The organism is Ezakiella coagulans (assembly GCF_003096635.1).
In the GTDB taxonomy this organism is placed as follows: domain Bacteria; phylum Bacillota; class Clostridia; order Tissierellales; family Peptoniphilaceae; genus Ezakiella; species Ezakiella coagulans.
The window spans coordinates 1-24,146 of the sequence record NZ_QEKV01000008.1 but is presented as its reverse complement, the minus strand read 5'-3'; the positions used below and the strand labels follow the sequence as shown (position 1 = coordinate 24,146).

General features: G+C 35.9%; 19 protein-coding genes. 17 read left to right on the top strand and 2 right to left on the bottom strand.

Annotated features, from left to right (window positions below; translation table 11 throughout):
* The first annotated feature begins 118 nt into the window (after positions 1–118).
* The 11 genes from C7381_RS06630 (at position 119) to C7381_RS06580 (ending at position 16,152) form a co-directional block, all read left to right on the top strand.
* Positions 119–463 (top strand): type II toxin-antitoxin system PemK/MazF family toxin, encoded by a 345-nt coding sequence (locus C7381_RS06630; protein ID WP_034545695.1) that lies wholly within the window; start codon positions 119–121, stop codon positions 461–463.
* A complete protein-coding gene (locus tag C7381_RS06625) occupies positions 460–1,410 on the top strand; it encodes a hypothetical protein (protein ID WP_116480363.1) in 951 nt (316 codons plus the stop codon). The genes C7381_RS06630 and C7381_RS06625 overlap by 4 nt, the downstream gene beginning before the upstream one ends.
* Positions 1,410–3,602, top strand: coding sequence for a polysaccharide pyruvyl transferase CsaB (gene csaB / locus C7381_RS06620; protein WP_116480362.1), 2,193 nt, complete (start codon positions 1,410–1,412; stop codon positions 3,600–3,602). Before C7381_RS06625 ends, csaB begins: the two co-directional genes overlap by 1 nt.
* Positions 3,595–4,341 (top strand): WecB/TagA/CpsF family glycosyltransferase, encoded by a 747-nt coding sequence (locus C7381_RS06615; protein WP_165803623.1) that lies wholly within the window; start codon positions 3,595–3,597, stop codon positions 4,339–4,341. Before csaB ends, C7381_RS06615 begins: the two co-directional genes overlap by 8 nt.
* Positions 4,334–6,295 carry a transketolase gene (gene tkt / locus C7381_RS06610; RefSeq protein WP_116480360.1) on the top strand — a complete coding sequence of 654 codons (1,962 nt, stop codon included), beginning with the start codon at positions 4,334–4,336 and terminating at the stop codon, positions 6,293–6,295. Before C7381_RS06615 ends, tkt begins: the two co-directional genes overlap by 8 nt.
* Before the next feature lie 26 nt (positions 6,296–6,321).
* Positions 6,322–8,106 (top strand): aminopeptidase P family protein, encoded by a 1,785-nt coding sequence (locus C7381_RS06605; protein ID WP_165803622.1) that lies wholly within the window; start codon positions 6,322–6,324, stop codon positions 8,104–8,106.
* Between the two features lie 87 nt (positions 8,107–8,193).
* Positions 8,194–10,014 carry an excinuclease ABC subunit UvrC gene (gene uvrC / locus C7381_RS06600; RefSeq protein WP_116480358.1) on the top strand — a complete coding sequence of 607 codons (1,821 nt, stop codon included), beginning with the start codon at positions 8,194–8,196 and terminating at the stop codon, positions 10,012–10,014.
* Positions 10,015–10,220: 206 nt separating this feature from the next.
* On the top strand, positions 10,221–13,826 hold the full coding sequence (gene nifJ / locus C7381_RS06595; protein WP_116480357.1) for a pyruvate:ferredoxin (flavodoxin) oxidoreductase: 3,606 nt from the start codon (positions 10,221–10,223) through the stop codon (positions 13,824–13,826).
* Positions 13,827–14,102: 276 nt separating this feature from the next.
* Positions 14,103–15,137, top strand: a complete 1,035-nt coding sequence (locus C7381_RS06590; protein ID WP_116480356.1) for a PTS sugar transporter subunit IIC — start codon at positions 14,103–14,105, stop codon at positions 15,135–15,137.
* Between the two features lie 18 nt (positions 15,138–15,155).
* On the top strand, positions 15,156–15,494 hold the full coding sequence (locus tag C7381_RS06585) for an LURP-one-related family protein (protein ID WP_116480355.1): 339 nt from the start codon (positions 15,156–15,158) through the stop codon (positions 15,492–15,494).
* A 190-nt stretch (positions 15,495–15,684) separates the two neighbouring features.
* A complete protein-coding gene (locus C7381_RS06580; protein WP_245893787.1) occupies positions 15,685–16,152 on the top strand; it encodes a GNAT family N-acetyltransferase in 468 nt (155 codons plus the stop codon).
* Between the two features lie 40 nt (positions 16,153–16,192).
* Here C7381_RS06580 and C7381_RS06575 read toward each other — a convergent pair whose 3' ends face one another.
* Positions 16,193–17,533, bottom strand: coding sequence for an MATE family efflux transporter (locus C7381_RS06575; protein ID WP_185117045.1), 1,341 nt, complete (start codon positions 17,531–17,533; stop codon positions 16,193–16,195).
* Between the two features lie 402 nt (positions 17,534–17,935).
* Between C7381_RS06575 and tig the strand changes: the two genes are divergently transcribed.
* From tig to pcp, 6 genes are all read left to right on the top strand, one after another.
* Complete coding sequence (tig, locus tag C7381_RS06570; protein ID WP_116480353.1) at positions 17,936–19,492, top strand: trigger factor; 1,557 nt, start codon at positions 17,936–17,938, stop codon at positions 19,490–19,492.
* Between the two features lie 53 nt (positions 19,493–19,545).
* Complete coding sequence (gene clpP / locus C7381_RS06565) at positions 19,546–20,133, top strand: ATP-dependent Clp endopeptidase proteolytic subunit ClpP (protein ID WP_034545513.1); 588 nt, start codon at positions 19,546–19,548, stop codon at positions 20,131–20,133.
* The gene (gene clpX / locus C7381_RS06560; protein WP_116480352.1) at positions 20,133–21,362 is read left to right on the top strand and encodes an ATP-dependent Clp protease ATP-binding subunit ClpX; all 1,230 of its coding nucleotides are present in this window, start codon (positions 20,133–20,135) and stop codon (positions 21,360–21,362) included. Before clpP ends, clpX begins: the two co-directional genes overlap by 1 nt.
* A 128-nt stretch (positions 21,363–21,490) precedes the next feature.
* Positions 21,491–22,162, top strand: coding sequence for a DUF969 domain-containing protein (locus C7381_RS06555; protein ID WP_034545509.1), 672 nt, complete (start codon positions 21,491–21,493; stop codon positions 22,160–22,162).
* Positions 22,155–23,153: a DUF979 domain-containing protein gene (locus C7381_RS06550; protein WP_116480351.1), complete on the top strand. Its 999-nt coding sequence runs from the start codon at positions 22,155–22,157 to the stop codon at positions 23,151–23,153. The genes C7381_RS06555 and C7381_RS06550 overlap by 8 nt, the downstream gene beginning before the upstream one ends.
* A gap of 29 nt (positions 23,154–23,182) precedes the next feature.
* On the top strand, positions 23,183–23,824 hold the full coding sequence (gene pcp / locus C7381_RS06545) for a pyroglutamyl-peptidase I (RefSeq protein ID WP_116480350.1): 642 nt from the start codon (positions 23,183–23,185) through the stop codon (positions 23,822–23,824).
* Between the two features lie 231 nt (positions 23,825–24,055).
* On the opposite strand, the gene C7381_RS08865 is transcribed toward pcp, so the two are convergent.
* Complete coding sequence (locus C7381_RS08865) at positions 24,056–24,136, bottom strand: hypothetical protein (protein WP_425433148.1); 81 nt, start codon at positions 24,134–24,136, stop codon at positions 24,056–24,058.
* Positions 24,137–24,146 lie beyond the last annotated feature (10 nt).

Genomic DNA, 24,146 nt, shown 5'->3' with positions numbered 1-24,146 from the left:
TAATTCTTCAGTCGGTATGCACTCGAATCCGTCTATAAAGTTTAAGAAAAACACCGACGGTCAGAGTGATAACAAGAGTCCGTTTTCCAAAAAGGAAAATCAAAAGGATGATAAGTCTATTTCAAGAGGCGATCTTCTTTATGCGGATTTATCTCCGGTAATAGGAAGCGAACAGGGTGGAGTTAGACCTGTTCTTATCGTTCAAAATGACGTTGGAAACAAGTTTTCGCCGACTACAATTGTTGCAGCGATAACGTCTGTAAAAAACAAGACGAATCTACCGACACATGTGAAAGTCGGAGACAAGAATTGCGGATTGCCGAAAGAATCGGTGATTCTGTTGGAGCAGGTAAGAACTATAGATAAAAAGAGGCTTAAGGATAAAATAGGGCGACTTCCGGACGATTTATTGAAAAAGATTGACGAAGCTCTAAGAATAAGTTTGAGTTTGGAGGCAAAATGAACGAAAACGCAATTGACTTAATTAAAGAAACGTTGAAGTTTGAAAGCGTGGATGAATTTGAGTCGAGATATACAAATCCGGTTCATAAATATGTAGAAGAGGATGGAAAGGCGATTGCTCATCTTGGATGCGACAAGAGAGTTCTTCTGTCACCGGTGGGTGAAATTAATGGCGGTTTTATGCTCGACAATGCAGTTGCCGAAGAAAAAAGAAAGCAAGGAATTTTTACGGCACTTTATAAGGAGTTTGAAAAGGAAAACGGGGACATTGATTTGTTCTACGGCTTTCCGCTTCAATATGAACTTTTGAATTTGGTCGATAAACAAGATTACTCAATCGTAGGCGAAGTACAAGTGTTTGCAAAGATTTTAAATTCTTCCGACATAATGCAGGGGCATTCCATACTTGGCACAATTGTTTCTTTTATTAATAAAATTCGTGATAAACGTTCGAAGACACTTGACATATCAGGAGTGGAAGTATCTGAGACAAAAAATTTAGGGGACATAGAAAATTTAGGAGACGAAACAATCTCTAGCGGAAAAATTTATACAAAAAGGACGACAGATTTTCTTTCAAAAAGACTCAAACATTGGGGCGATTGTGAAATTTTGGTCGCAAAAACGAGTGGCGAGTTTTCCGGATATTTAATATATAGATTCATTGAACGAAACGATATAAAATATTATATGACAATGGATATTTTTGCAAAAGACGAAGTTTCATTTGAGGCGTTAATTTCAAAACTCGTCGAAATTGGCAGGGAAAGAGAAGTTTCGCTTGTAGGCATTTGGCAAAACTCGGTATATAGTACATCTCTAAAAAGATTGGGATTCAGTTTTGCAAGAAGCTCAATACCGTTTGTTGCAAAGAAAAGAAATGTCGACTTTGACATAAAGAATATAAACAATTGGTACTTACAACCTATAGAGGGGGAAATCTATTAATGAAGGTGTTTCATCTCATCAGCGGTGGCGATACCGGTGGTGCAAAAACTCATATTATGGCTCTTTTAAGTGCACTTAAAGAAGAAATCGATGTGACTTTAGGTGTATTTATTGATGATGTTTTTTTGGATGAAGCCAAATCTTTGGGAATTCCTACCAAACTTTTTTTACAAAAATCCAGATTTGATTTATCAGTTATCGATAAATTGGCGGAATTTATTAAGGAACAAAACATTGAATTAGTCCATTGCCATGGAGCAAGGGCTAATTTTATTGCGTTTTTTTTGAGAAAAAAAGTTGACGTTCCATTTATTACGACTGTGCATTCGGACTATAGACTCGATTTTAAAGGTGTGTTTTATAAACAACTTATCTTTAAGAATCTGAACTATTTAGCACTGAAAAAATTTAAAAACTTTATTGCCGTATCGGATAATTTTAAGAATATGCTCCTTGAGAGAGGATTTACAGACAAGAATATTGACGTTGTTTACAATGGAATCGATTTGAATAAGGAAGAGAATTGTGTTTCAAATGAAGAATTTTGTAAAAGATACAATCTTGACTCGAATAGTTTTAAAATTGGAATTTTAGCTCGTCTTGACGAAGTGAAGGACCACAAGACTTTTTTGAGAGGTGCTGCGGAATTTTTAAAAGTTGAAAATGCAGATTTTCTTATAGGTGGCGACGGCGGACATAAAGAGGAACTTGTAGTACTTACAAAAGAACTGGGGATTGAAAAGAATGTACATTTCTTGGGCGAAATAAAAGATCCTTTTTCATTTTTAAATGCCATTAAAATAAATACACTTACATCGCTATCGGAAAGCTTTCCATACGTAATTTTGGAGGGTGGAAAGCTTAAGAAACCGATGGTTGCAAGTGCGGTTGGCGGCATTCCGAGCATTATAAAAGATGATTTTTCGGGATACACTTTTAAAAGCGGCGACTATAAAGATTTTGCAAAAAAATTAATCAAGCTCAAACAAGATGAAGCTCTTCGAATAAAAATGGGGGAAAATCTTAATGAGCTTATAAAAGAAAAATACAGCGCCATAAGTATGGCGAAAACGCATATAAGAATATATAAACGTGCGATTCTTGACAAGACAATTTTATTTTCGGGCTTTTACGGTTTCGACAATCAAGGTGACGATGCAATTTTGGAAGCTATCACATCCGAGATAAAATCAATAAATCCTTATTTGAAACTGAAGGTTTTGAGCAATAATCCGATAAAGACAAGTGAGGTTTACGATCTTTTAAGCGTCTACAGATTTAGCCTTCCAAAACTTATAAAGGCGATGAAATCCTCAGAAATGCTTGTGAGCGGAGGTGGCAGCCTTTTGCAGGATATAACAAGTTCGAGAAGCTTGTGGTATTATCTTTTTGTGATTGCACTCAGCAAGCGTTTTAAAAAGAAGACAGTTATTTATGCAAACGGAGTGGGGCCGATAAATAAAAAGTTCAATAGGTATTTGACGAAGAAGACATTGAAAAATGTGGATTATATTTCGCTTCGTGATGAAGATTCGTTTAAATACCTTGTGAATATAGGATTAAAAGAAGAAGATATGAAACTTCGTTCTGATCCGGTATTTTTATTGAAACCGGATATGGATGAAGCGAGAGTTATTTTAAATAAAATCGGGCTTGAAGGCGACTTTATGGTTTTAAATCTTAGACCTTGGGCTAAGGAAGATGAATTTATCGAAAAGATTTCGGTGGCAATGAAGCGGTTTATGGACGACGGACATAAAGTTCTACTTCTCCCAATGCACCTCTCAAAAGACACGGATGTTTTAAAGAAACTCGAGTCAAAGCTTAGCCACGAAAATCTTTACGCATACTACGATGAGATGAGTGTTAGAACACTTATGGGAATTATTTCGGCGGCAAAGGAAGTTGTTTCGATGAGATTACATGGACTTATATATTCGGTTGCGGTTGAAACAAAACCGTTTGCATTAAGCTATGACCCAAAAGTTGATGGGTTTATGAAAGATATAGGTTCGAAGTATATTGTCGATATAAATAATTTCACAGTAGATGATTTATATGAAAGAATTGATGCATTTGAAAAAGATGACGAATATCTTGAAAATATAAGCAAAGACGAGAGAAAGAGACAGTCGCTTGCAAGGCAAAATGCGGAGGAAGTTTTGGAAATTTTGGGTGATTTTGATGAATAAAGTGAATGTTTTAAATATAAAGTTTTCAAATATATCTGACGATGAACTTTTAAATATTCTGGAAAATGCATTTATGAGTGAGTCGAATCTGAGAATTGTGACACCAAATCCGGAAATAGTAATGGCGGCGAACAAAAGTGACAGTTTGAGGAATATGATAAATAATTCCTCACTTGTTTTGAAAGATGGAATCGGAATAAAAATTGCCGAGAAACTTAAGGGCGTGAATGGAGAAAAGCGACAAACTGGAATTGAAACGCTTGAAAGACTTCTTAAAATAGCTGACGACAATTGTTATTCAGTTTATTTTGTCGGCGCTAAGGATGAGATTCTTCAAAAGGCAATTATCAATATTAAGGAGAAATTTCCGAATATTGTTGTAAAAGGTCAACATAATGGGTATTTTAAAGATGGGTTTTCTGAAGAGGGGCAGATCTTAAAAGATATTGAAGAAACAAAACCGGATTTATTGATTGCGGCAATGGGTTTTCCAAAGCAGGAAATATTCCTTACAAAAACTCAAGTGCCGAAGGTTTCAATTGCTTGTGGCGGCAGTCTTGACGTCATGAGCGGAGAGGTTAAAAGAGCACCGCGTTGGATGCAAAAGGTGGGGCTTGAATGGTTTTATAGGTTGGTAAAAGACCCGGGTAGAATTAAAAGACAAGTTGTTATACCTGTGTTTTTATGGAAAATAGTTTTTACTAAAAATAGTTGTTTTATGGAGGAAAATAATGATTGATAACAAAACTATTAGTTCACTAAGAATGCTATCGGTTGATATGATTGAGAAGGCAAAGTCGGGGCACCCGGGTTTACCGCTCGGTTCAGCACCAATGCTCTACACACTTTATAAGGATTTTTTGAATTTTAATCCTGAAAAGCCGAAGTGGATTAACAGAGACAGATTTGTACTTAGTGCAGGTCATGGAAGTGCTATACTTTACAGTTTATTAAATTTGTTCGGATTTGATGTAAGCATTGACGATATTAAGAATTTCAGACAATGGGGATCAAAAACTCCAGGACATCCTGAGTATGGAGACACTGATGGGGTTGATGCAACAACAGGACCTTTAGGACAAGGGATTACAATGGCTGTTGGAATGGCACTCGCTGAGGCACACATGAGATCACATTTCACTGTTGACGGCTGGTCACCGGTGGATCACTACACTTATGCTCTTGTAGGAGACGGATGTCTCATGGAGGGCATTTCACACGAAGCTGCAAGTTTTGCGGGTAGTCATAAATTAGGTCGTCTTATAGTTTTATACGATTCAAATAATATTTCAATCGAAGGAAATACGGAAATCACATTCCACGATGACACATTGAAGAGATTTGAAGCTTATGGATGGCACACTCAAAGAGTCGAAGATGGAAATGATACAGAGAAAATAAAAGAAGCGATTGAAAATGCAAAGAAAGACGAACGTCCATCAATTATTGAAGTTAAAACTGTTATCGGATTCGGTGCAGGAAGCGTGGAAGGCTCTGAAAAGTCTCATGGAGCACCAATAGGCGAAGATAATAGAAAAGCGTTGGTTGAAAAAATTAAATGGAATGAAACAGAAGAGTTTACAGTTCCGGAAGACGTCAAAGAGAATGCAGCAAAAATCGTAGAAGAAAAGAAAAAAGTCTACGATGAATATAAGAAAAAGCTTCAAGAATATGAAAGTAAAAATCCTGACAAATATAGAGAATATATTGATTGGATTCACTTCAAACATGAAGCGGATTTGTCAAAACTACTAGATTCTAAGGAAAAAGATGCAACAAGAAGTGCGAGCGGTGCAGCTTTACAAGAGGTTGCAAAAGCTATTCCAAATATGATAGGAGGTTCGGCAGACTTGGGTCCGTCGAACAACAGTCAAATAAAAGATAGCGGATTTATAAGTTCCAGCGATTACAATGAAAGAAATATACACTTCGGCGTAAGAGAGTTTGCGATGGCTGCAATCTCAAACGGAATTGCTCTTCATGGAGGCCTTAAACCGTTCTGTGCAACGTTCTTTGTTTTCAGCGATTATATGAAGCCGGCAATGAGGCTTGCAGCACTGATGAACCTTCCGGTCACATATATTTTGACACACGACTCAATAGGGGTTGGAGAAGACGGTCCTACACATGAACCGATAGAACACTTGGCAATGCTTAGAAGTTTGCCGAATTTTTCGGTTATAAGGCCTGCGGATTTTAATGAAACTGTATATGCATGGGAAGTTGCACAAAAGGCAACAAAGCCGACAGCTCTTATTTTATCGAGACAAAAGTTGGAAACTTTAAAAATAGAAAGCGAAAACTTAAAATATGGTGCATATATTGCTAAAACAGAAAAAGATAAACTTGATCTTGTTGTAGTCGCAACCGGCTCGGAAGTTGGAGTTACAATGGAAGCTTCTAAGATTCTTGAAGACAAAGGATATGGAGTTCGTGTTGTATCAATGCCTTCATGGGATTTGTTTGATGAACAGGACGAAGAATATAGAGAAAGTGTTTTACCGTGTGGCGTAAAGACAGCTTCAGTTGAAGCTCTTTCAACATTCGGATGGGACAAATATACAAAAGGTGGACTCAAGATAGGCCTCGACAGATTTGGAGCAAGTGCACCGGGCTCAGAACTTTTTGAGCATTTCGGATTTACTCCTGAAAAAATTGCAGACAAATTGGAGTCATTCATAAAAGAAAATTAATTTAATAAGGGATTATGGAGGTTAAAATGAATAGAAGAGAACGACTTGAAAAGTTAAGAAGTCTTATGGAGAGAGAAGGTATTGATTATTTTGTAATACCTACGTCAGATCCGCATATGAGCGAATATGTTTTGGACAGATATAAGTCCAGAGTATATATGACGGGTTTTACAGGAAGTGCAGGATTTGTTGTTGTTACTCAGAATGAGGCACTACTTTGGGCGGATGGAAGATATCATGTTCAAGCGGAAAAACAAATAGAAGGTTCTGATTTCAAACTTATGAAATGGGGACTTGAAGGTGTTGATTTCTATGACGAATGGTTGAAAAAGAATGTAAAGCCGGGAGAGACAGTTGGCTTTAATGGTGAAATAACACCATATTCAATGTATCAAAAACTTGTTAAAAAGTTGGGAGATAAAACAAATTTTAAATTTGAGAAAGATTTGATAGGTGAGTTTTGGGAAGATAGACCGCCACTTCCATCAGGTAAAGCATTTATTTTGGATGAAGAATATACCGGTGAAAATCCAACAAAAAGACTCGGGATTATTCGTGAAAAAATGGAAGAAAAGGGTGCAACTCATTTATTCTTGGCAACTCTTGATGATATCGCGTACACTCTTAATATAAGAGGTAGAGATGACCTTTATACTCCGATTGTTGTAAGCTATCTTTTGATTGATTCTCACAATGTCACACTTTTTGTGGATGAAAATAAAATTGACGTGAGCGTTAAGGGATATCTTCAAAAGAATGGTGTAAAAATCGCACCGTACGAAAGTGTTAATGACGAACTTGTTGCTCTTGATAAAAATGATGCATGTTATATTTCTGGTGACAAAATTAATGCACTTCAATACAAGCTTATATCTGAAAATACGAAAGTAATTGATGAAATGCTTCCTACAACAATGATGAAGGCTATCAAAAACGATACTGAAGTTGAAAATGAAAGACTTGCACATATCATTGATGGAGCTGCTGTCAGCCGTTATCTTTGTTGGATAAAGGCAAATGCGGGAAAGATAGAATTGAATGAATTTGAAGCGGAAGAAAAACTCCACGAAATAAGAGCAGAACACGAAAGTTTTATAAGTGAATCATTTAAGACTATTTCCGCATACAAGTCAAATGCAGCTATGGCACACTATAGTGCATCAAATGAAAACAACTCTGAAATAAAGGCGGAAGGACTTTATCTTGTAGACTCAGGTGGACAATATTATGAAGGTACAACCGATATCACAAGAACTGTGACGCTTGGAAACCCAACCGCGGAAGAAATCAGAGATTATACTTTGACATTAAAAGGACATATTAATTTATTTTTGACAAAGTTCTTGAATGGAACTTGCGGATGTCATCTTGATGTAATGGCAAGAAGTGCAATGTGGAAAGAAGGAATCGATTTTAAACATGGCACGGGTCATGGCGTAGGTTATTGTCTTGGCGTTCACGAAGGACCGATGTCGATTTCGAAAGCTATTATAAATGTTCCACTTCAACCTGGAATGGTTATTTCAAATGAACCTGGAATTTATAAAGAAGGAAAACACGGAATTAGAATTGAAAATCTTGTAACGGTTACAGAATATAAGACCACACAATTCGGTCAATTCTTCGGATTTATGAATCTTACACTTTGTCCGTATGAAAGAGAACTGATTGATGTTTCACTTTTGAGCGATGAAGAGCTTGAATATATAAATGAATATCACAAAAAAGTTTTTGAAAACACACAAAGTCATATGAAAACTGAAGAAGAAAAAGCATGGCTTAAAAAAGCAACTGCTGAAATTAAAAGATAAAGGGAGCGTAAGCTCTCTTTTTTTGTATATGAGTACATTTATGGAATCAAAACACAATATGTGGTATAATGTATTAGAGGTGTTAGAGTGTTTAATATAAGAGAAGAGCTACAAAAACTACCAGCAAAACCGGGAGTTTACATAATGAAAGATGATAAAGACAATGTTATCTATGTTGGAAAGGCAAAGATTTTAAAAAATCGTGTCCGATCATATTTCAATAAAACTCAAAAGTCACCGAAAGTTTCTGCGATGGTAAGTCATATAAAGAGCTTTGAATATATTATCGTCGACAATGAAGTAGAAAGTTTGGTACTTGAAAGTAATTTAATAAAGAGCTACGCCCCGAAGTACAACATTTTACTTAGAGATGACAAGCAATATCCATATATAAAACTTACGAACGAACCGTTTCCAAGACTTATAAAATCGAGGGAGTTAAAGAAAGACGGCGGAAGTTATTTCGGACCTTTTCCGAATGTTTTGGCTGTTAATAATGTTCTTACTTTTTGGGAAGACGAGTATCGACTTAGGACTACAAAGAGATATTTGGACAGAGTTTATAAGCCGTGTCTAAACTTTTATATCGACAAATGCGATGCACCTTGCATGGGAAATATGAGTGAAGAAGATTATATGAAAAAACTCGTTGAGCCGATAGATTTCTTGAAGGGGAAAAATGAGCTTACAGTTGAAAGAGTTCGTGATAAGATGCTTTTTTATGCTGAAAATATGGAGTACGAAAAAGCTGCTGCAATGAAAAGCCTGATTGAGGATTTAAATTCTCTAAAAGAGGATCAAAAGATTACAAAGCCGCTCGGCGATTCGATCGATTATGTCGCATATGCAAAGAGCGAGGATATTTTTCTTGTTGAAGTGTTTTTTAAACGCGATGGAAAAACAATCGGTAGAGACAGCTTTGTGCTTTCAAATGATGATGAAGATGAACACGAGATGATGGAAGAGTTTATTAAGCAGTATTATCTTGGAATATCAAATCCACCTTCGGAGCTTGTACTTGAGGTTGAACCGACAAATCTTGAAAGTTTACAAAAAGCGATACGACAAAAAGGAATTTTAAACACAACTATAAATGTGCCAAAACGTGGCGAAAAGCGTGACACGATTATGATGGTTAAGAAAAATGCACTCGAAGATTTGGCAAAACACAGGGCAAGGATTCTTCAAAAGACAAAGACAAATGTTATTGCGCTTACAGAACTTGCACAGATTATTGGTACCGGAGAATACCCTGAAAGGATTGAATCTTTTGATATTTCACATATTCAAGGGACGGATGCTGTTGGAGGAATGGTAGTATTTAGTGATGGGAATCATAACAGAAATGATTATAGAAGGTTTAAAATAAAAGAAGCGGACACAAGAAATGATTTGGAATGTATGAAGGAAGTTTTGACCAGAAGATATAAGAGAATGCTTGATGGTTCAAAGGGTTTTTCTAAAGCACCGAATTTGATTTTGATGGATGGAGGCAAGACTCAAGTTGGCATTGCTATAAAAGTTTTAGAAGATTTGGGGATTGATATTCCTGTGATGGGAATGGTTAAAGACGATTCTCATACAACAAACAAACTTTTATACAACAATGAATTTTATGCACTCAAAGAGAGTAGGGAACTTTTCACATTCATAAGCAATGTTCAAAACGAAGTTCACAGATTTGCTATAAGTTATCATAAGAGTCTTAGAGGAAAGACTATGATAAAAAGCAGACTTGACGGCATAAAGGGAATCGGACCGAAAAGAAAAGAAGCACTTATGAAAGAATACGGTTCGATTGAAAAGATAAAGCAGGCTTCGATAGATGATCTTGTGAAAGTTCCGGGGATGACTCGAAAATCTGCAGAGTCCGTGAAAGAAGAATTGACAAAGTACGAAATAGATTAACATATTTTAAAATATTTTTATGTAATACCGAATCTTGTTTTTGTTTATAGATAAATTCTATAGGCACGGGGTTTGGTATTAAAAAAATCTATTAAAGATTCTTAGCCAATAATAGCTAAAAACTTTGACATTAGTTTTTAGTTGTTATATAATAGTATGTGGAAAATAATTTTAACCACATGATGACAACTTTTTAGGAGGTAATTATGTCAAAAGTATTTAAGACGATGGACGGTAATACCGCCGCAGCTCACGTAAGTTATGCATTTACAGAAGTTGCTGCAATTTATCCTATTACTCCATCTTCAAACATGGCTGAAGCTGTAGACCAATGGGCTTCAGAAGGAAGACTGAATTTATTCGGTCAAAAAGTATTAGTTAAAGAACTTCAATCTGAAGGCGGTGCTTCAGGTGCAGTTCACGGTTCACTTCAAGCTGGCGCTCTTACTACTACATATACGGCTAGTCAGGGTTTATTGCTCATGATTCCAAATATGTACAAAATCGCAGGTGAACTTCTACCGGCTGTATTCCACGTATCAGCTAGATCTTTAGCAAGCCACGCATTATCAATCTTCGGCGACCATTCAGATGTTATGGCTGCTAGAAACACAGGATTTGCAATGCTAGCAAGTGGTTCAGTTCAAGAAGTTATGGACTTGGCAAGTGTTGCTCACTTAGCAACAATCAAGGGCCGTGTACCATTTGTACATTTCTTCGACGGATTCAGAACTTCACACGAAATTCAAAGAGTCGAAGTTATGGATTATGAAGAATTAAGATCTCTCATTGACTACAAAGCATTAAATGAATTCAGAATGAGATCATTAAATCCTGAAAGACCTGTAACACGCGGTACTGCAGAAAACGGAGATATCTACTTCCAAGCTGCAGAAGCTTCAAATAAATACTATGAAGATATCGTTGGAATCGTTGCAGATTACATGAAAGAAATTTCAAGAATCACCGGTCGTGAATATAAACCATTCGATTACTATGGAGATCCTGAAGCAGAAAGAATTATCGTTGCAATGGGATCAGTTACAGATACAATCGAAGAAACAGTTGACTACTTGAGAGATAAGGGTGAAAAAGTCGGTGTTATCAAAGTTAGACTTTACAGACCGTTCTCAAAAGAATATTTCTTTAACGTTCTTCCAAAGACTGTTAAGAAAATTGCTGTTCTCGACAGAACAAAGGAAAAGGGCGCAACTGCAGAACCTTTACACTTAGACGTTCTACAAGTTTTCTATAGAAATGAACATCAACCTATTATCGTTGGCGGACGTTACGGATTATCATCAAAAGATACAACTCCTACAATGATTAAGGCTGTATTCGACAACTTGAAACAAGATGAGCCGAAAGACATGTTCACAGTAGGTATTGTTGACGACGTTACACATCACTCACTTGAATTGGGTGAAATAATCAACACAGAACCTGAAGGAACAATCAGATGTAAATTCTGGGGATTCGGCTCAGACGGTACAGTCGGTGCTAACAAATCAGCTATCAAGATTATCGGAGATGATAGTGGTTTATATGCACAAGGTTATTTCGCATACGACTCAAAGAAATCAGGTGGTGTAACAACATCACACTTGAGATTTGGTAAAAAACCTATCAAATCAACTTACTTGATTACACACCCTGACTTTGTATCATGTTCAAAACAAGCATATGTTCACAACTATGACTTGCTCGAAGGATTAAAAGACGGCGGCACATTCCTTCTCAACTGTCTATGGGATGACGATGAATTGGAAGAAAACCTACCAAACAGCTTGAAGAAATATATCGCTGATCACAACATTGACTTCTATACAATCAATGCAACAAAGATTGCTGCAGAAATCGGATTGGGCGGAAGAACAAATATGATTATGCAAGCTGCATTCTTCAAATTGTCACAAGTTCTACCACTCGATGAAGCTATCAAAGACTTGAAAGATCAAATCGTAAAGAACTATGGCAGAAAAGGTGAAAAGGTTGTTAACATGAACTATGAAGCTGTTGACCAAGGTGTTAACGCACTTCATAAGATTGAAATACCTGAAAGCTGGAAGAGCCTCAAAGTTGAAGAAGAAAAGGTTGATGAATCACGTCCTGAATTCGTAAGAAAGATAGCTGACGTTATGAACAAGATGAAAGGTGATACACTCCCTGTTTCAGCTTTCACAGGAAAATATGCAGACGGTACTTTCGAAAACGGAACTTCAGCATATGAAAAACGTGCAATCGCAGTTAATGTTCCACACTGGAACAAAGAAAACTGTATCCAATGTAACCAATGTTCATATGTATGTCCGCACGCATGTATCAGACCGATGCTCGTTAGCGAAGAAGAACAAAAGAACATGCCTGAAACATTTGAAACAATCAAAGCAAATGGTAAGGGTTTAGATATTTATCAATACAGAATCCAAGTTTCAGTTCTTGACTGTACAGGATGCGGCAACTGTGCTGACACATGTCCTGCAAAAGTTAAAGCTCTTACAATGGTTCCATTTGAAGAAGAATTCCACCCACAAAAAGAAAATTGGGAATTTGCAACAACACTTTCTGAAAAGAACAATGTTATGGACAAATACTCAGTTAAGGGTTCACAATATAACAAACCATATCTTGAATTCTCAGGAGCATGCGCAGGCTGCGGAGAAACTCCTTATGCAAAACTCGTAACACAACTTTACGGAGATAGAATGCTTATTGCTAACGCAACAGGATGTTCATCAATTTGGGGAGGTTCAGCTCCTTCAACAGTTTACTGCAAGGATTCATGCGGAAGAGGTCCGGCATGGGCTAACTCATTGTTCGAAGACAATGCTGAATATGGTTACGGTATGGCACTTGCAATCCGTCACATCAGAGAAAAAATCCAAGATTTAATGGATGAATATATGGCTCTTGATGATGCAGATAAAACAGTGTCAGAAATCTTCACAGAATTCAAAGAAAACATAGATGATCCTGAAAAAACAAGAGACGTTTACGGAAGACTTACAACTGAAGGATATGCTGAAAAAGCTAGCGGTCGCACAAAAGAAATTCTTGAAGAAATTCTTGAAAAGAAAGACTTCCTTGTAAAGAAGAGCGTTTGGGTATTCGGTGGAGACGGATGGGCATACGACATCGGATTCGGTGGACTTGACCACGTACTTGCTTCCGGTGAAGACATCAACGTATTTGTATTCGATACTGAAGTTTACTCAAATACAGGTGGACAATCATCAAAGGCTACACCGCTTGCTGCAATTGCAAAATTCGCTGCATCAGGTAAGAGAATCAGAAAGAAGGATCTCGGTCTAATGATGACAAGCTACGGTTATGTATATGTTGCTCAAATCGCACTTGGTGCAAACATGAACCAAGCTATAAAAGCTATCAAGGAAGCTGAAAGCTATCCAGGACCATCACTCATCATTGCTTATGCTCCATGTATTAACCACGGAATCAGAGAAGGTATGGGAAGAACAATTCACCAAGAAAAACGTGCTGTTGAAGCAGGTTATTGGCACCTATACAGATACGATCCACGTCTTGAAGATCAAGGCAAGAATCCGTTCCAATTGGATAGCCGTGAACCTAAGGAATCATTCCAAGATTTCATTAAGGGCGAAGTAAGATACACTTCCCTTATGAGAGCATTCCCTGAACAAGCTCAAGACTTATTTGATCAAGCTGAAGAAATGGCAAAGAGAAAATATTTGACATACAAACAACTAGCTGAACAAAAACCAATCGTAATTCAATCAGGAGAAGATGTACCTGAACTTGATGACGAAAATCACGAAAAGAAAACAATATAAATATAACTAAGGGTCGCTTAAGCGACCCTTATACATATATTTTTTAATAATTAGAAAGGATAAATTATGTACTACAAACTAGTAAATGAACACTATTTTTCTAAGGACCGAGTTTATGAAATGCTTAATGATGTCCTAAAAAAAATGTCTTCCGCTCCGCAGGGGATGAAAATTGACTTAGTAGAGGAATACGATTACCTTAAAAGATTATTAAATAATGAATAACAAAAAAACAATAAATTTTAATTTATTGTTTTTATTATTTAGGAGGTTATTATGAAAAATAATGTTAACAAATTTTTAAAGAGAAAAGGTGTAGAAATTTCTTTGAGAAAATATGGAATCGATGTACTGGGTTCAATGGCACTTGGACTCTTTGCAACATTACTTGTAGGGACTATTTTAAATACTATTGGAACAAAATTAGGAATTACTTATTTAACTGAGACAATATGGCCTGCAGCAAGAGATATGACGGGTGCTGCTATCGGTGTTGCAATTGCACACAGTCTAAATGCTCCGGCACTAGTTCTTTATTCTGCTGTTGTCGTGGGATATATAGGAAATATTGCGGGTGGGCCCGTAGGCTCTCTTTTAGCGACTTGCGTGAGCGTCGAGCTTGGGAAAATTGTTTCAAAAGAAACTAAGCTTGACATAATTGTAACCCCTGCAACCACAATTATTGTGGGTTCATTAATTGCTACTGTTTTAGGTCCTGTGCTTTCGAGTGGAATGAATTCAATCGGAGAATTTGTTATAAAGGCAACGGAGCTGAGACCTTTCTTTATGGGAATTGTAGTGTCTGTAGTTGTGGGAATGGTTTTAACTCTTCCAATATCATCCGCTGCACTTTGTATGATGATTGGTCTTTCAGGGCTCGCAGGCGGTGCAGCAACGGCAGGATGTTCGGCACAAATGGTAGGTTTTGCAGTTATAAGCTATAAAGAAAATGGGCTCGGCGGACTTGTAAGTCAAGGAATTGGAACGTCGATGCTTCAAATTCCAAATATTGTAAAAAATTGGAAAATTTGGATTCCAGCAACACTTGCATCCGCAATAACCGGACCAATTTCAACTGTAGTATTTAAGATGACAAATATTCCAATCGGCTCAGGTATGGGAACAAGTGGACTTGTCGGACAAATTGGAACAATAACATCGATGAGTGCCGATGGAAGAGGAATGGCCGTGATTTACACAAGTATTTTACTTGTTCATATTTTGTTGCCGGCGGTTTTATCATATTTATTTTATATTGTTTTAAAGAAAATAGGTTGGATAAAAGACGGAGATTTGAAACTTAACTTATAGAAATAAGGAGGAATAGGAGTGAAACTATATTTAAAACAAAAAGTGTTCAAATTTTTAGACCACTATGATGTCTATGATGAAGAACAGAATGTAATTTTTACTGTAAATCAAAAATTTAGATTTTTAGGTTTTCATGCGGATGTTATTGCTAAGGAAGGATTTAGCAGTTTTGAAATAGACAAAGAAGTTTTTAGATTTCTTCCGAAATACATTTTAACTTTTGAAGATGGAGAGCAAATTATTTTGAATTTCAGATTTTCTTTGCTTCAAAGAAAGATTGATGTAGAAACCACTTTTGGAAATTTATTTGTTAGAGGTAATTATTGGGATTTAGACTTTGATGTTCTTAAAGAATAAGAGGTAATAGCAACTATTTCTAAGAAATGGTTAAGTTGGGGCGACACCTACGAAATTGACATATACGATGAAAAATACGCATCAGAGGTTTTGGGAATTGTTATTGCAATAGACAGTCAGAAAGACATTGAAAGGAATCATGGATAATATGAAATTAATACAGCCAGAAGCAAAACACGAAAAAATCGTTATGGATTTTAAACAAAAGATTATAGATGCAAATGAAACGTTCTGCGGAGTTAGCGGCCTTGAGAGAATGGACTATGGCGAATGGCTTAAATATCTTTTAGCGGTGTCAAAAAAAGAAACATGTCCTGAAGGAATTGTTCCCGCATATGAAATGATTTATGTAGATGACGATGAAACAAAAGTCTATGGAATGATAAATATGAGATTTGAGCTTAATGATATGCTTTTAAAATTTGGAGGCCATATCGGTTATTCGGTCAGTCCGGATGAAAGGAGAAAGGGGTATGCAAAAGCGATGCTTTCTTGTGCACTCGAGTTTTATAAAGACGAAGGCTATGAAAAAGTTCTCATAACTTGCAACAAAAATAATATTGCATCTCAAAAAACAATTGAATCCGCAGGAGGCATTTTGGAAAATATAGTAGAAGATGGAGACATTTTCATGAAAAGATTTTGGATATATCTATAAAAAAACTCTCATATTAGCATAGTGCTAGTATGAGAGTTTTTTATAGCTTTTTATAAGCTTTTCTGAACATAATTACTGTAGTTAAGACTGCAATAAAATCTGAAATCGGTTCAGCTATAAACACACCGGTTATTTTAGGTTCTATAAAGTTTGGTAGTATGATGATAAGTGGAATAAGAAGAATTATTTTTCGAAGTATTGCAAGAAACAAGCTAGTTTTTGCATTTCCGATAGCTATAAATGTATTTTGACATGCGATTTGAATGCCAAGCAAAACATTTACAAAGAAAAACATTCTTATTGCAGGGGTCGAGTAGTCTATGAGAGATGTGTCGCTTGTAAATAGAGATGCGAAAATATTTGGAATAAACATTAGCAGAATCCACAGCGTAAAAGAATAAATCAGAGATGATTTCAATAAATATAAAAATGTTGTTTTTAAACGATTTATATCATTTTTACCGTAGCTATAACTTATTATTGGTTGTGCACCTTGTGTGAGTCCGATTAACGGTAGCATCGAAAAGTTCATTATAGAGAGAAGTATTGTCATTGTTCCTACAGCAATATCTCCGCCATATTTAAGGGCAGAACGGTTGAAAGTGATTCCAATCAGTCCCTCTGTCATTTGCATTATGAAAGGGGATGCGCCTAGAGCGATTGAAGGGAGAATTATATCTTTGTCAAGTTTCATATTTTTCTTTTTAATTTTTAAAATTGTACTTTCGCCTCTTAAAAACATTAAAACCCAAATTGCCGATACAGCTTGAGATATTATAGTAGCAAGTGCAGCACCTTTTACGCCCATTTTAAATGCAAAAATAAATATAGGATCAAGCACAATATTAAGTACCGCACCTATACAAACTGTATACATACTTGTTTTTGCAAAGCCTTGTGCGGTTATGAATGAATTTAAACCGATTGAAAGTTGAACAAATACTGTTCCGAGAACGTATATTTTCATATAATCCATAGCATAGGCTAGAGTATTTTCGCTTGCTCCGAAAAGTATTAATATTTTATCTAGTAAGGCATAAATAGATATGCTAAGTATTAATGAAATGATAAGTAAGAGTGAAAAGGAATTACCTAAAATCTTTTCGGCAGTTTTTAAGTCATCTTTTCCTAAGTATATTGACGCACGAGGTGCACCGCCCATTGCAGCAAGTGCAGCAAATGCAGAAATTATCATTATTAAAGGCATTGCAACACCTACACCTGTCAAAGCAAGGCTTCCGATTTTGTCTATATGTCCAATGTATATTCTATCAATAAGATTATATAAAACATTCACTATTTGTGCAAAAATAGCTGGTACTGAGAGTTCAAATAAAAGTTTTTTTACAGGCATAGTACCTAATTTGTCATTATCAATCATAAAAAACCTCCATAATTAATATAAAAAAGACCCTTGATTGGGTCTTTAGTGTCCTTTTAAAGTAGTATTGTCATAGGAGGTAGACCGCACTACTTTAAATGAACTGAAACAAAATTTGTTCCATTGTACATCGAGTCTAAGTTGCGAGATTCATAAACTCGAAAAACTGACTAAAAAATGAATAAAATAGTCAATTTAAGTCTCGCTTAAGCGACACGATAATTATAACAGATAGGTGACAAAATGTCAAGGGAATTATTCAACTATGAATTAATGCTTGAAATTTAAATATGAATTAGTTTTGTTTAAGTGTCCTATTTTAGGGTATAATAAGACGAATAGTTATTGATTTTATAATTAGTTTGTGCTATAATAATCTGAGAATATTGAAAGGAGATATTTATGAACGTTAAAGTAGTTGAATCAAAGGACAATGAATTAAAATTTGATTGGACATTGCCTTGGAATGAATTTGAAAAGTATATAGAAACCGCATATAAGAGGACGAGAGGTCACTTTAGAATTGATGGTTTCAGAAAAGGCAAAGCACCGAGGCATATTATTGAAAATTTCTATGGCAAGGGTGTATTTTATGAAGACGCTCTAAATATTGCTATCGATGAAAATTATGAAAAGTTAGCTGAAGAATTACCGAAAACAGCTGTAGGAATGCCAAGTGTTGACGTTAAAGAACTCGAAAGTGGCAAAGATGTAGTTATGGAATTTACTACAGAAGTTGTTCCTGAAATTGTAATTAAGGATATGAAGAATCTTGAAATTCCTAAAATCGAAGAAGAAATAACTGACGAGGCTGTTCAAGCTGAACTTGAAAATCAAAGAAGAAATAATCAAAGAGAAATTATTATAGATGACAGAGCTGCAGAAAAAGGTGACACAGTAGACATTGATTTTGAAGGTTTTATTGATGGTGTTGCATTTGAAGGTGGAAAAGCTGAGGGAACTACTTTGGAAATCGGTGCAGGCAAATTTATTCCTGGATTTGAAGACCAAATTATCGGCAAAAATATTAATGATGAATTTGATATAACCGTTACATTCCCTGAAGACTATCATGCAAAAGAATATGCAGGAAAAGAAGCGGTTTTTAAAACAAAATTGAATTCTATATCAAAATATGAATTGCCTGAATTAGATGATGATTTTGCGTCAGAAGTAAGTGAATTTGAAACTATTAAAGAACTTGAAGCAGACATTAGAAAAAAGCTTGAAGAAAGACTTCAAGAATCGATTGCAATTAGAGATGAAAATAATACAGTAGATGCTCTTGTAGCAAAAACTGATTTCGAAGTGCCGAAAGCTCTTATTGAATCGCAAACAAATCAAGAGTTTGAAGATTTTAAATTCAGACTTAGACAACAAGGCATGGAATATGAAGATTTCATTAAGTACACAGGTCAAAACGAAGAAGGAATTAAAAACGAACTCAGACCTATAGCAGAAAAGAAAACAAGAGCAAATATTGTTCTTGATACAGCTGCAAAAGAATTAGGAATAGAAGTAACTGATGCAGATAGAGAAGAAGCTATTAAATCTGCAGCGACAGGATACGGAATGGATCCTGATAAATTCTTTGAAATGGCAAAAAATCAAGACATCACTTTCATGGACACAGGAATTTTAAATAAAAAAGTTGTTGAAGAGCTCATGAAAACGGTTAAGAGAGTTGAAGTAAAAGAAGAAGAGCCTAAGGAAGAAAAGAAGCCTGCAAAGAAAACCACAAAAAAGACTACAAAGAAAGCAGACAAAGAAGCTGAAGAAGTAAAGGAAGCAACTGAAGAAAAAGAAAAGAAGACTCCTAAAAAAGCTTCAAAGAAAAAGACAGAAAAGTTAGTCGAAGAAGCAGACTTTGATGTTGAAGGCAAGAAAGAAAAAAAGACGACCAAGAAAAAGATAGATAAAAAGGTCAAAGAAGAAAAAGAAGATATAGAAGAAAAATAAAATGAAATAAGGCCCAAAAGGGCCTTGTTTATTATTTAAAAAGGAGTGATTTTATGGCATTAGTGCCAATGGTTATAGAACAAACCGGCAGAGGAGAGAGAAGCTACGATATTTTTTCGAGACTTTTAAAAGAAAGAATTATTTTTGTTTCAGGGGAAGTAAACGATACTATGGCAGATTTAGTTGTAGCACAACTTCTATTTTTGGAAGCTGAAGATCCTGAAAAAGATATACAAATGTATATAAATAGTCCGGGAGGTAATGTTACAAGTGGATTTGCAATTTTTGATACTATGAATCATATTAAACCTGATGTTTCGACTATTTGTGTTGGACTTGCAGCAAGTATGGGAGCAATTCTTCTTACAGCCGGTAAAAAAGGAAAGAGATTTGCACTGCCAAATGCTGATATTATGATTCATCAACCGCTCGGTGGTTCTCAAGGTCAGGCTGAAGATATTAGAATTCAAGCTGAAAAGATTTTGGAAACAAGAGAAAGACTCAATAAAATATTAGCTGAAAGAACGGGACAACCGCTTGAAAAAATTGAAAAAGATACAGATAGGGATTTCTTTATGAGTGCTGAAAAAGCTGTAGAATATGGCCTTATCGACAAAGTCTTAGAATCGAGGTCAAAATAGTGCCAAGAACACCGGATGATAAGAATCGTTGCTCATTTTGCGGCAGATCTCAAGACGATGTAAATATATTGATTAGTGGCGGTGGGGATGCCTATATTTGTGATGATTGCGTTAAATATTGCGAAGAAATTGTAAAGAGCCAAATTGAAACAAAGTTCTCAAAAGATCTTAATGAACTTTTGACACCAAAAGAAATAAAAGAAAAGCTTGATGAATATGTTATAGGTCAAGATGAAGCAAAAAAAGTTTTATCTGTAGCAATGTATAACCATTACAAGAGAGTTTATGTCGAGCCTGAAAGCGATGTTATGATTGACAAGAGCAATGTGCTTCTCTTGGGACCGACAGGTTCAGGTAAGACACTTCTTGCACAAGCGATTGCAAAGATACTGGATGTTCCTTTTGCGATTACAGATGCTACAACTTTAACTGAAGCGGGTTATGTTGGAGAAGATGTTGAAAATGTTATTTTAAAACTTGTACAAGCAGCGGATATGGATATTGCGGCTGCGGAAAAGGGAATTATATATATCGATGAGATTGATAAGATTGCAAGAAAGAGCGAAAATGTTTCAATAACAAGAGATGTGAGTGGTGAAGGTGTGCAACAAGCACTTTTAAAACTCATTGAAGGTACTGTTGCAAGTGTTCCGGCTCAAGGCGGAAGAAAACATCCTCAAGGCACAATGCTAACCGTTGACACGAAAAATATTCTATTTATTGTTGGTGGTGCTTTTGATGGACTTGAAAGCATTATTGAAAAAAGACTCGGAAAAAGTTCTTTTGGATTTACAAATGACCCGATCAAGAAAGAAGAATTGAGTGTTGGCCAGTTATTTCAAAAAATGGAAGCACACGACCTTGTCAAGTACGGATTAATTCCTGAACTTGTTGGAAGAATTCCGGTTCATGTTGCACTTGATGATTTGGATGTAAACAGCCTTATAAGAATTTTGACAGAGCCAAAAAATGCGATAATTAAACAATATCAGGAACTTATGAAGCTTGAAGATTGTGATTTGAAATTTACAGAAGCCGCACTTACTGAAATTGCAAACAGAGCAATTAAAAGAAAGACGGGAGCAAGAGGTTTGAGGTCAATTGTTGAGGGCGTAATGCTTGATTATATGTACGAACTTCCAAGCGACCAAAGCATAACAGCAATAACTATAAGTTACGATAAAAGAAAAGAAGTTTTTACAGCTAAGATAAAAAGAAATGATGATTAGAATAAGGATGCGATTTACGCATCCTTTTTTATTTGTCAGTATGTATTTATAAAAAAATTATTTAATAAGAACAGTTTAATTTAGTTTATTAATACAAAAAAGGGGTATAAGGTTAATAGGAGGTGCTTATGAACTATTTTGTTTTAATCGGCGTCTTATTAATAGTCGTCGGGTTTGCCTGCAAATTGGATGTAGTTGCAGTAGTTCTGATTTCAGGACTTGTGACAGGTCTCGTTTCCGGCATGCCATTAATCGATGTGTTGGACTTAATAGGTAAGGGATTCGTAACAAACAGATACATGTCTCTTTTCTTCTTGAGTTTACCACTAATTGCAATTATGGAAAGATATGGTTTAAAGGACAGAGCTGCAGAAGCGATACAAAAAATCAAATCTGCAAGCGCAGGAGCAGTTGTTGGGATGTATATCCTTATTAGATGGGTTGCAGCAATCTTCTCACTCAGATTGGGCGGACACATTCAATTTGTTAGACCTTTAATTCTTCCTATGGCTGAAGGAGCCGCTACAAAGAAAGTGGATCTTTCAGAAAAGAGATTGGAAGAACTTAAAGGATTAGCAGGAGCTGCTGAAAACTACGGAAACTTTTTCGGACAAAACATTTTCCCTGTTGCAGGAGGTGTATTATTGATTCAATCGACACTTTCTGAAGCAGGATACAATGTAACCAATGCAGAGATTGCTCAAGGCTCGATTTTGGCAGGAGTTGCAATGGTTATTTTGGCTCTCATTCAATGTTATTTGTTTGAAAGAAAACTGAGAAAGGAGCAAGCTAATGTTTAGTTTTATATATAAAAACACTGCCATGATAGACGAACTGATTTACATTCTTTGTGGTTTGGTTTGCATTATAGTAGGTGTTAGAGGACTGAAAAATAAAAAAGCTCCTTTAGGAACATTTGTTTTCTGGACATTACTTGGAATTCTTTTCGCCGGAGGAAAGTTTCTTATCAACAGCTATGAACACGGCGGAGCGGTTATAGGAGCACTTTTAATGGTGCTTGGTGCACTCACACTTACAAAACAAGTTCAAATCGGAGAATTTGAAAATCAAAAACAAGAACAAAGAGAACAATACGGAAAGAGAGTGGGAAACAAAATATTTATTCCTGCACTCTCAATTGGTGTGATTGCTATGATTATGGCTCAATTCAAGAGCTTTAAAATCGTTGTCGACACAGCAAAAGACGGAGCTCCGGTATTTTTCGGATTCACATCCGCTCAAACTCTGGGATTCTCATCAATTATAGCAATTATAATCGCTTTAATTATAACAAAAGCAAATTATAAAGAAACAAAAGAAGATACTTCAAAGATGCTTATGCAAATTGGAAGTTCATCACTTCTTCCGCAATTACTAGGTGCTCTCGGAGCAGTTTTTGCATCGGCAGGAGTTGGACAAGTTATTGGACAAGGCGTTTCAGCTATTGTTCCACAGGAAGCAAAAGTTTTGGGTGTTATTGCATATTGTTTAGGAATGGTAGTATTTACAATGATTATGGGTAATGCATTTGCAGCATTCACAGTTATCACGCTCGGTGTCGGCATTCCGTTTGTTATTGCAAATGGTGGAAACCCTGCAGTAATTGGTGCATTAGGTATGACATGCGGTTACTGCGGAACTCTTATGACACCTATGGCTGCAAACTTTAATATTGTTCCGGCTGCAATTCTTGAAACAAAGAGTAAATACACAATTATGAAGACTCAAGCACCGGTTGCTTTGGCATTGGTAGTGGTGCATGTCATCTTAATGTTGGCATTTGGATTTTAGAGAATATTAAATTTAAAGGAGGATTTTAATTGAAAATATTGGTGACGGGATTTGACCCGTTTGGAGGAGAAAAAATAAATCCTGCAATTGAGTCGGTAAAAAAATTACCGGATAAGATTTTGGATGCGGAAATTATAAAACTTGAGATTCCAACAGTAATTGGAAAATCCGTTGATAAAATAAGAGAAAAAATTAAAGAAGTTAATCCTGACGTTGTTCTTTCAATCGGGCAAGCAGGAGGAAGACCTGACATTACTGTTGAAAGAGTTGGAATTAACTGCGATGACTGCAGGATAAAGGACAATGAAGGAAATCAGCCTATTGATGAAAAGGTTGTAGAAGATGGACCTGCTGCATATTTTGCAACGGTTCCTATAAAAGCTATGGTTGAACACATAAAGGAAGGAAAGATTCCTGCAAGTGTTTCAAATACAGCCGGTACATTCATTTGTAACCATGTACTATATGGAGTTTGTCATATAAAGGCTACTGAATATCCGAATATGAGAACTGGCTTTATTCACATTCCGTTCTTACCTGAACAAGTTACAGATAAAAAGAATATGCCTTCAATGGCTCTTGAGACAATTGTAAAAGGATTGGAACTGGCAATTGAAGCTATTATTACAAACAAAGAAGACATTGTGGTTACCGGAGGTAAGACACATTAAAATGAGGGCGCAAGCCCTCTTTTAAGTTATATGATTTTCTTATCAATAATTAAAAACGGCTCTTTGTCAACAATGGGGGAGGCTTGCATAAAAACAAGTCTCTCTTTCATTTAAAAATACACATTATCAGTAAAACATAACTACTAAAAATAACTCTGTTCAATTTCTCGGATTTTTTGCATGGCAAACAAAACCCTAGGGGTTTTCGCCGCCGCTGTTACATATTCTTTTCTATTTACACATCAAAAATATTCTATTCCTAAAACTATCGAAGTTTCTAAAGCCGTAGCTTATTCTTTTTAATGTTTTTATTTTTGTATGT

Coding starts and splice junctions, on each gene's coding strand:
- tig (WP_116480353.1), top strand. CDS start 17,936: ATGAACGTTAAAGTAGTTGAATCAAAGGACAATGAATTAAAATTTGAT.
- csaB (WP_116480362.1), top strand. CDS start 1,410: ATGAAGGTGTTTCATCTCATCAGCGGTGGCGATACCGGTGGTGCAAAA.
- C7381_RS06555 (WP_034545509.1), top strand. CDS start 21,491: ATGAACTATTTTGTTTTAATCGGCGTCTTATTAATAGTCGTCGGGTTT.
- tkt (WP_116480360.1), top strand. CDS start 4,334: ATGATTGATAACAAAACTATTAGTTCACTAAGAATGCTATCGGTTGAT.
- clpP (WP_034545513.1), top strand. CDS start 19,546: ATGGCATTAGTGCCAATGGTTATAGAACAAACCGGCAGAGGAGAGAGA.
- C7381_RS06575 (WP_185117045.1), bottom strand. CDS start 17,533: ATGATTGATAATGACAAATTAGGTACTATGCCTGTAAAAAAACTTTTA.
- C7381_RS06580 (WP_245893787.1), top strand. CDS start 15,685: ATGGATTTTAAACAAAAGATTATAGATGCAAATGAAACGTTCTGCGGA.
- C7381_RS06590 (WP_116480356.1), top strand. CDS start 14,103: ATGAAAAATAATGTTAACAAATTTTTAAAGAGAAAAGGTGTAGAAATT.
- C7381_RS06615 (WP_165803623.1), top strand. CDS start 3,595: ATGAATAAAGTGAATGTTTTAAATATAAAGTTTTCAAATATATCTGAC.
- C7381_RS06625 (WP_116480363.1), top strand. CDS start 460: ATGAACGAAAACGCAATTGACTTAATTAAAGAAACGTTGAAGTTTGAA.
- C7381_RS06605 (WP_165803622.1), top strand. CDS start 6,322: ATGAATAGAAGAGAACGACTTGAAAAGTTAAGAAGTCTTATGGAGAGA.
- C7381_RS06550 (WP_116480351.1), top strand. CDS start 22,155: ATGTTTAGTTTTATATATAAAAACACTGCCATGATAGACGAACTGATT.
- nifJ (WP_116480357.1), top strand. CDS start 10,221: ATGTCAAAAGTATTTAAGACGATGGACGGTAATACCGCCGCAGCTCAC.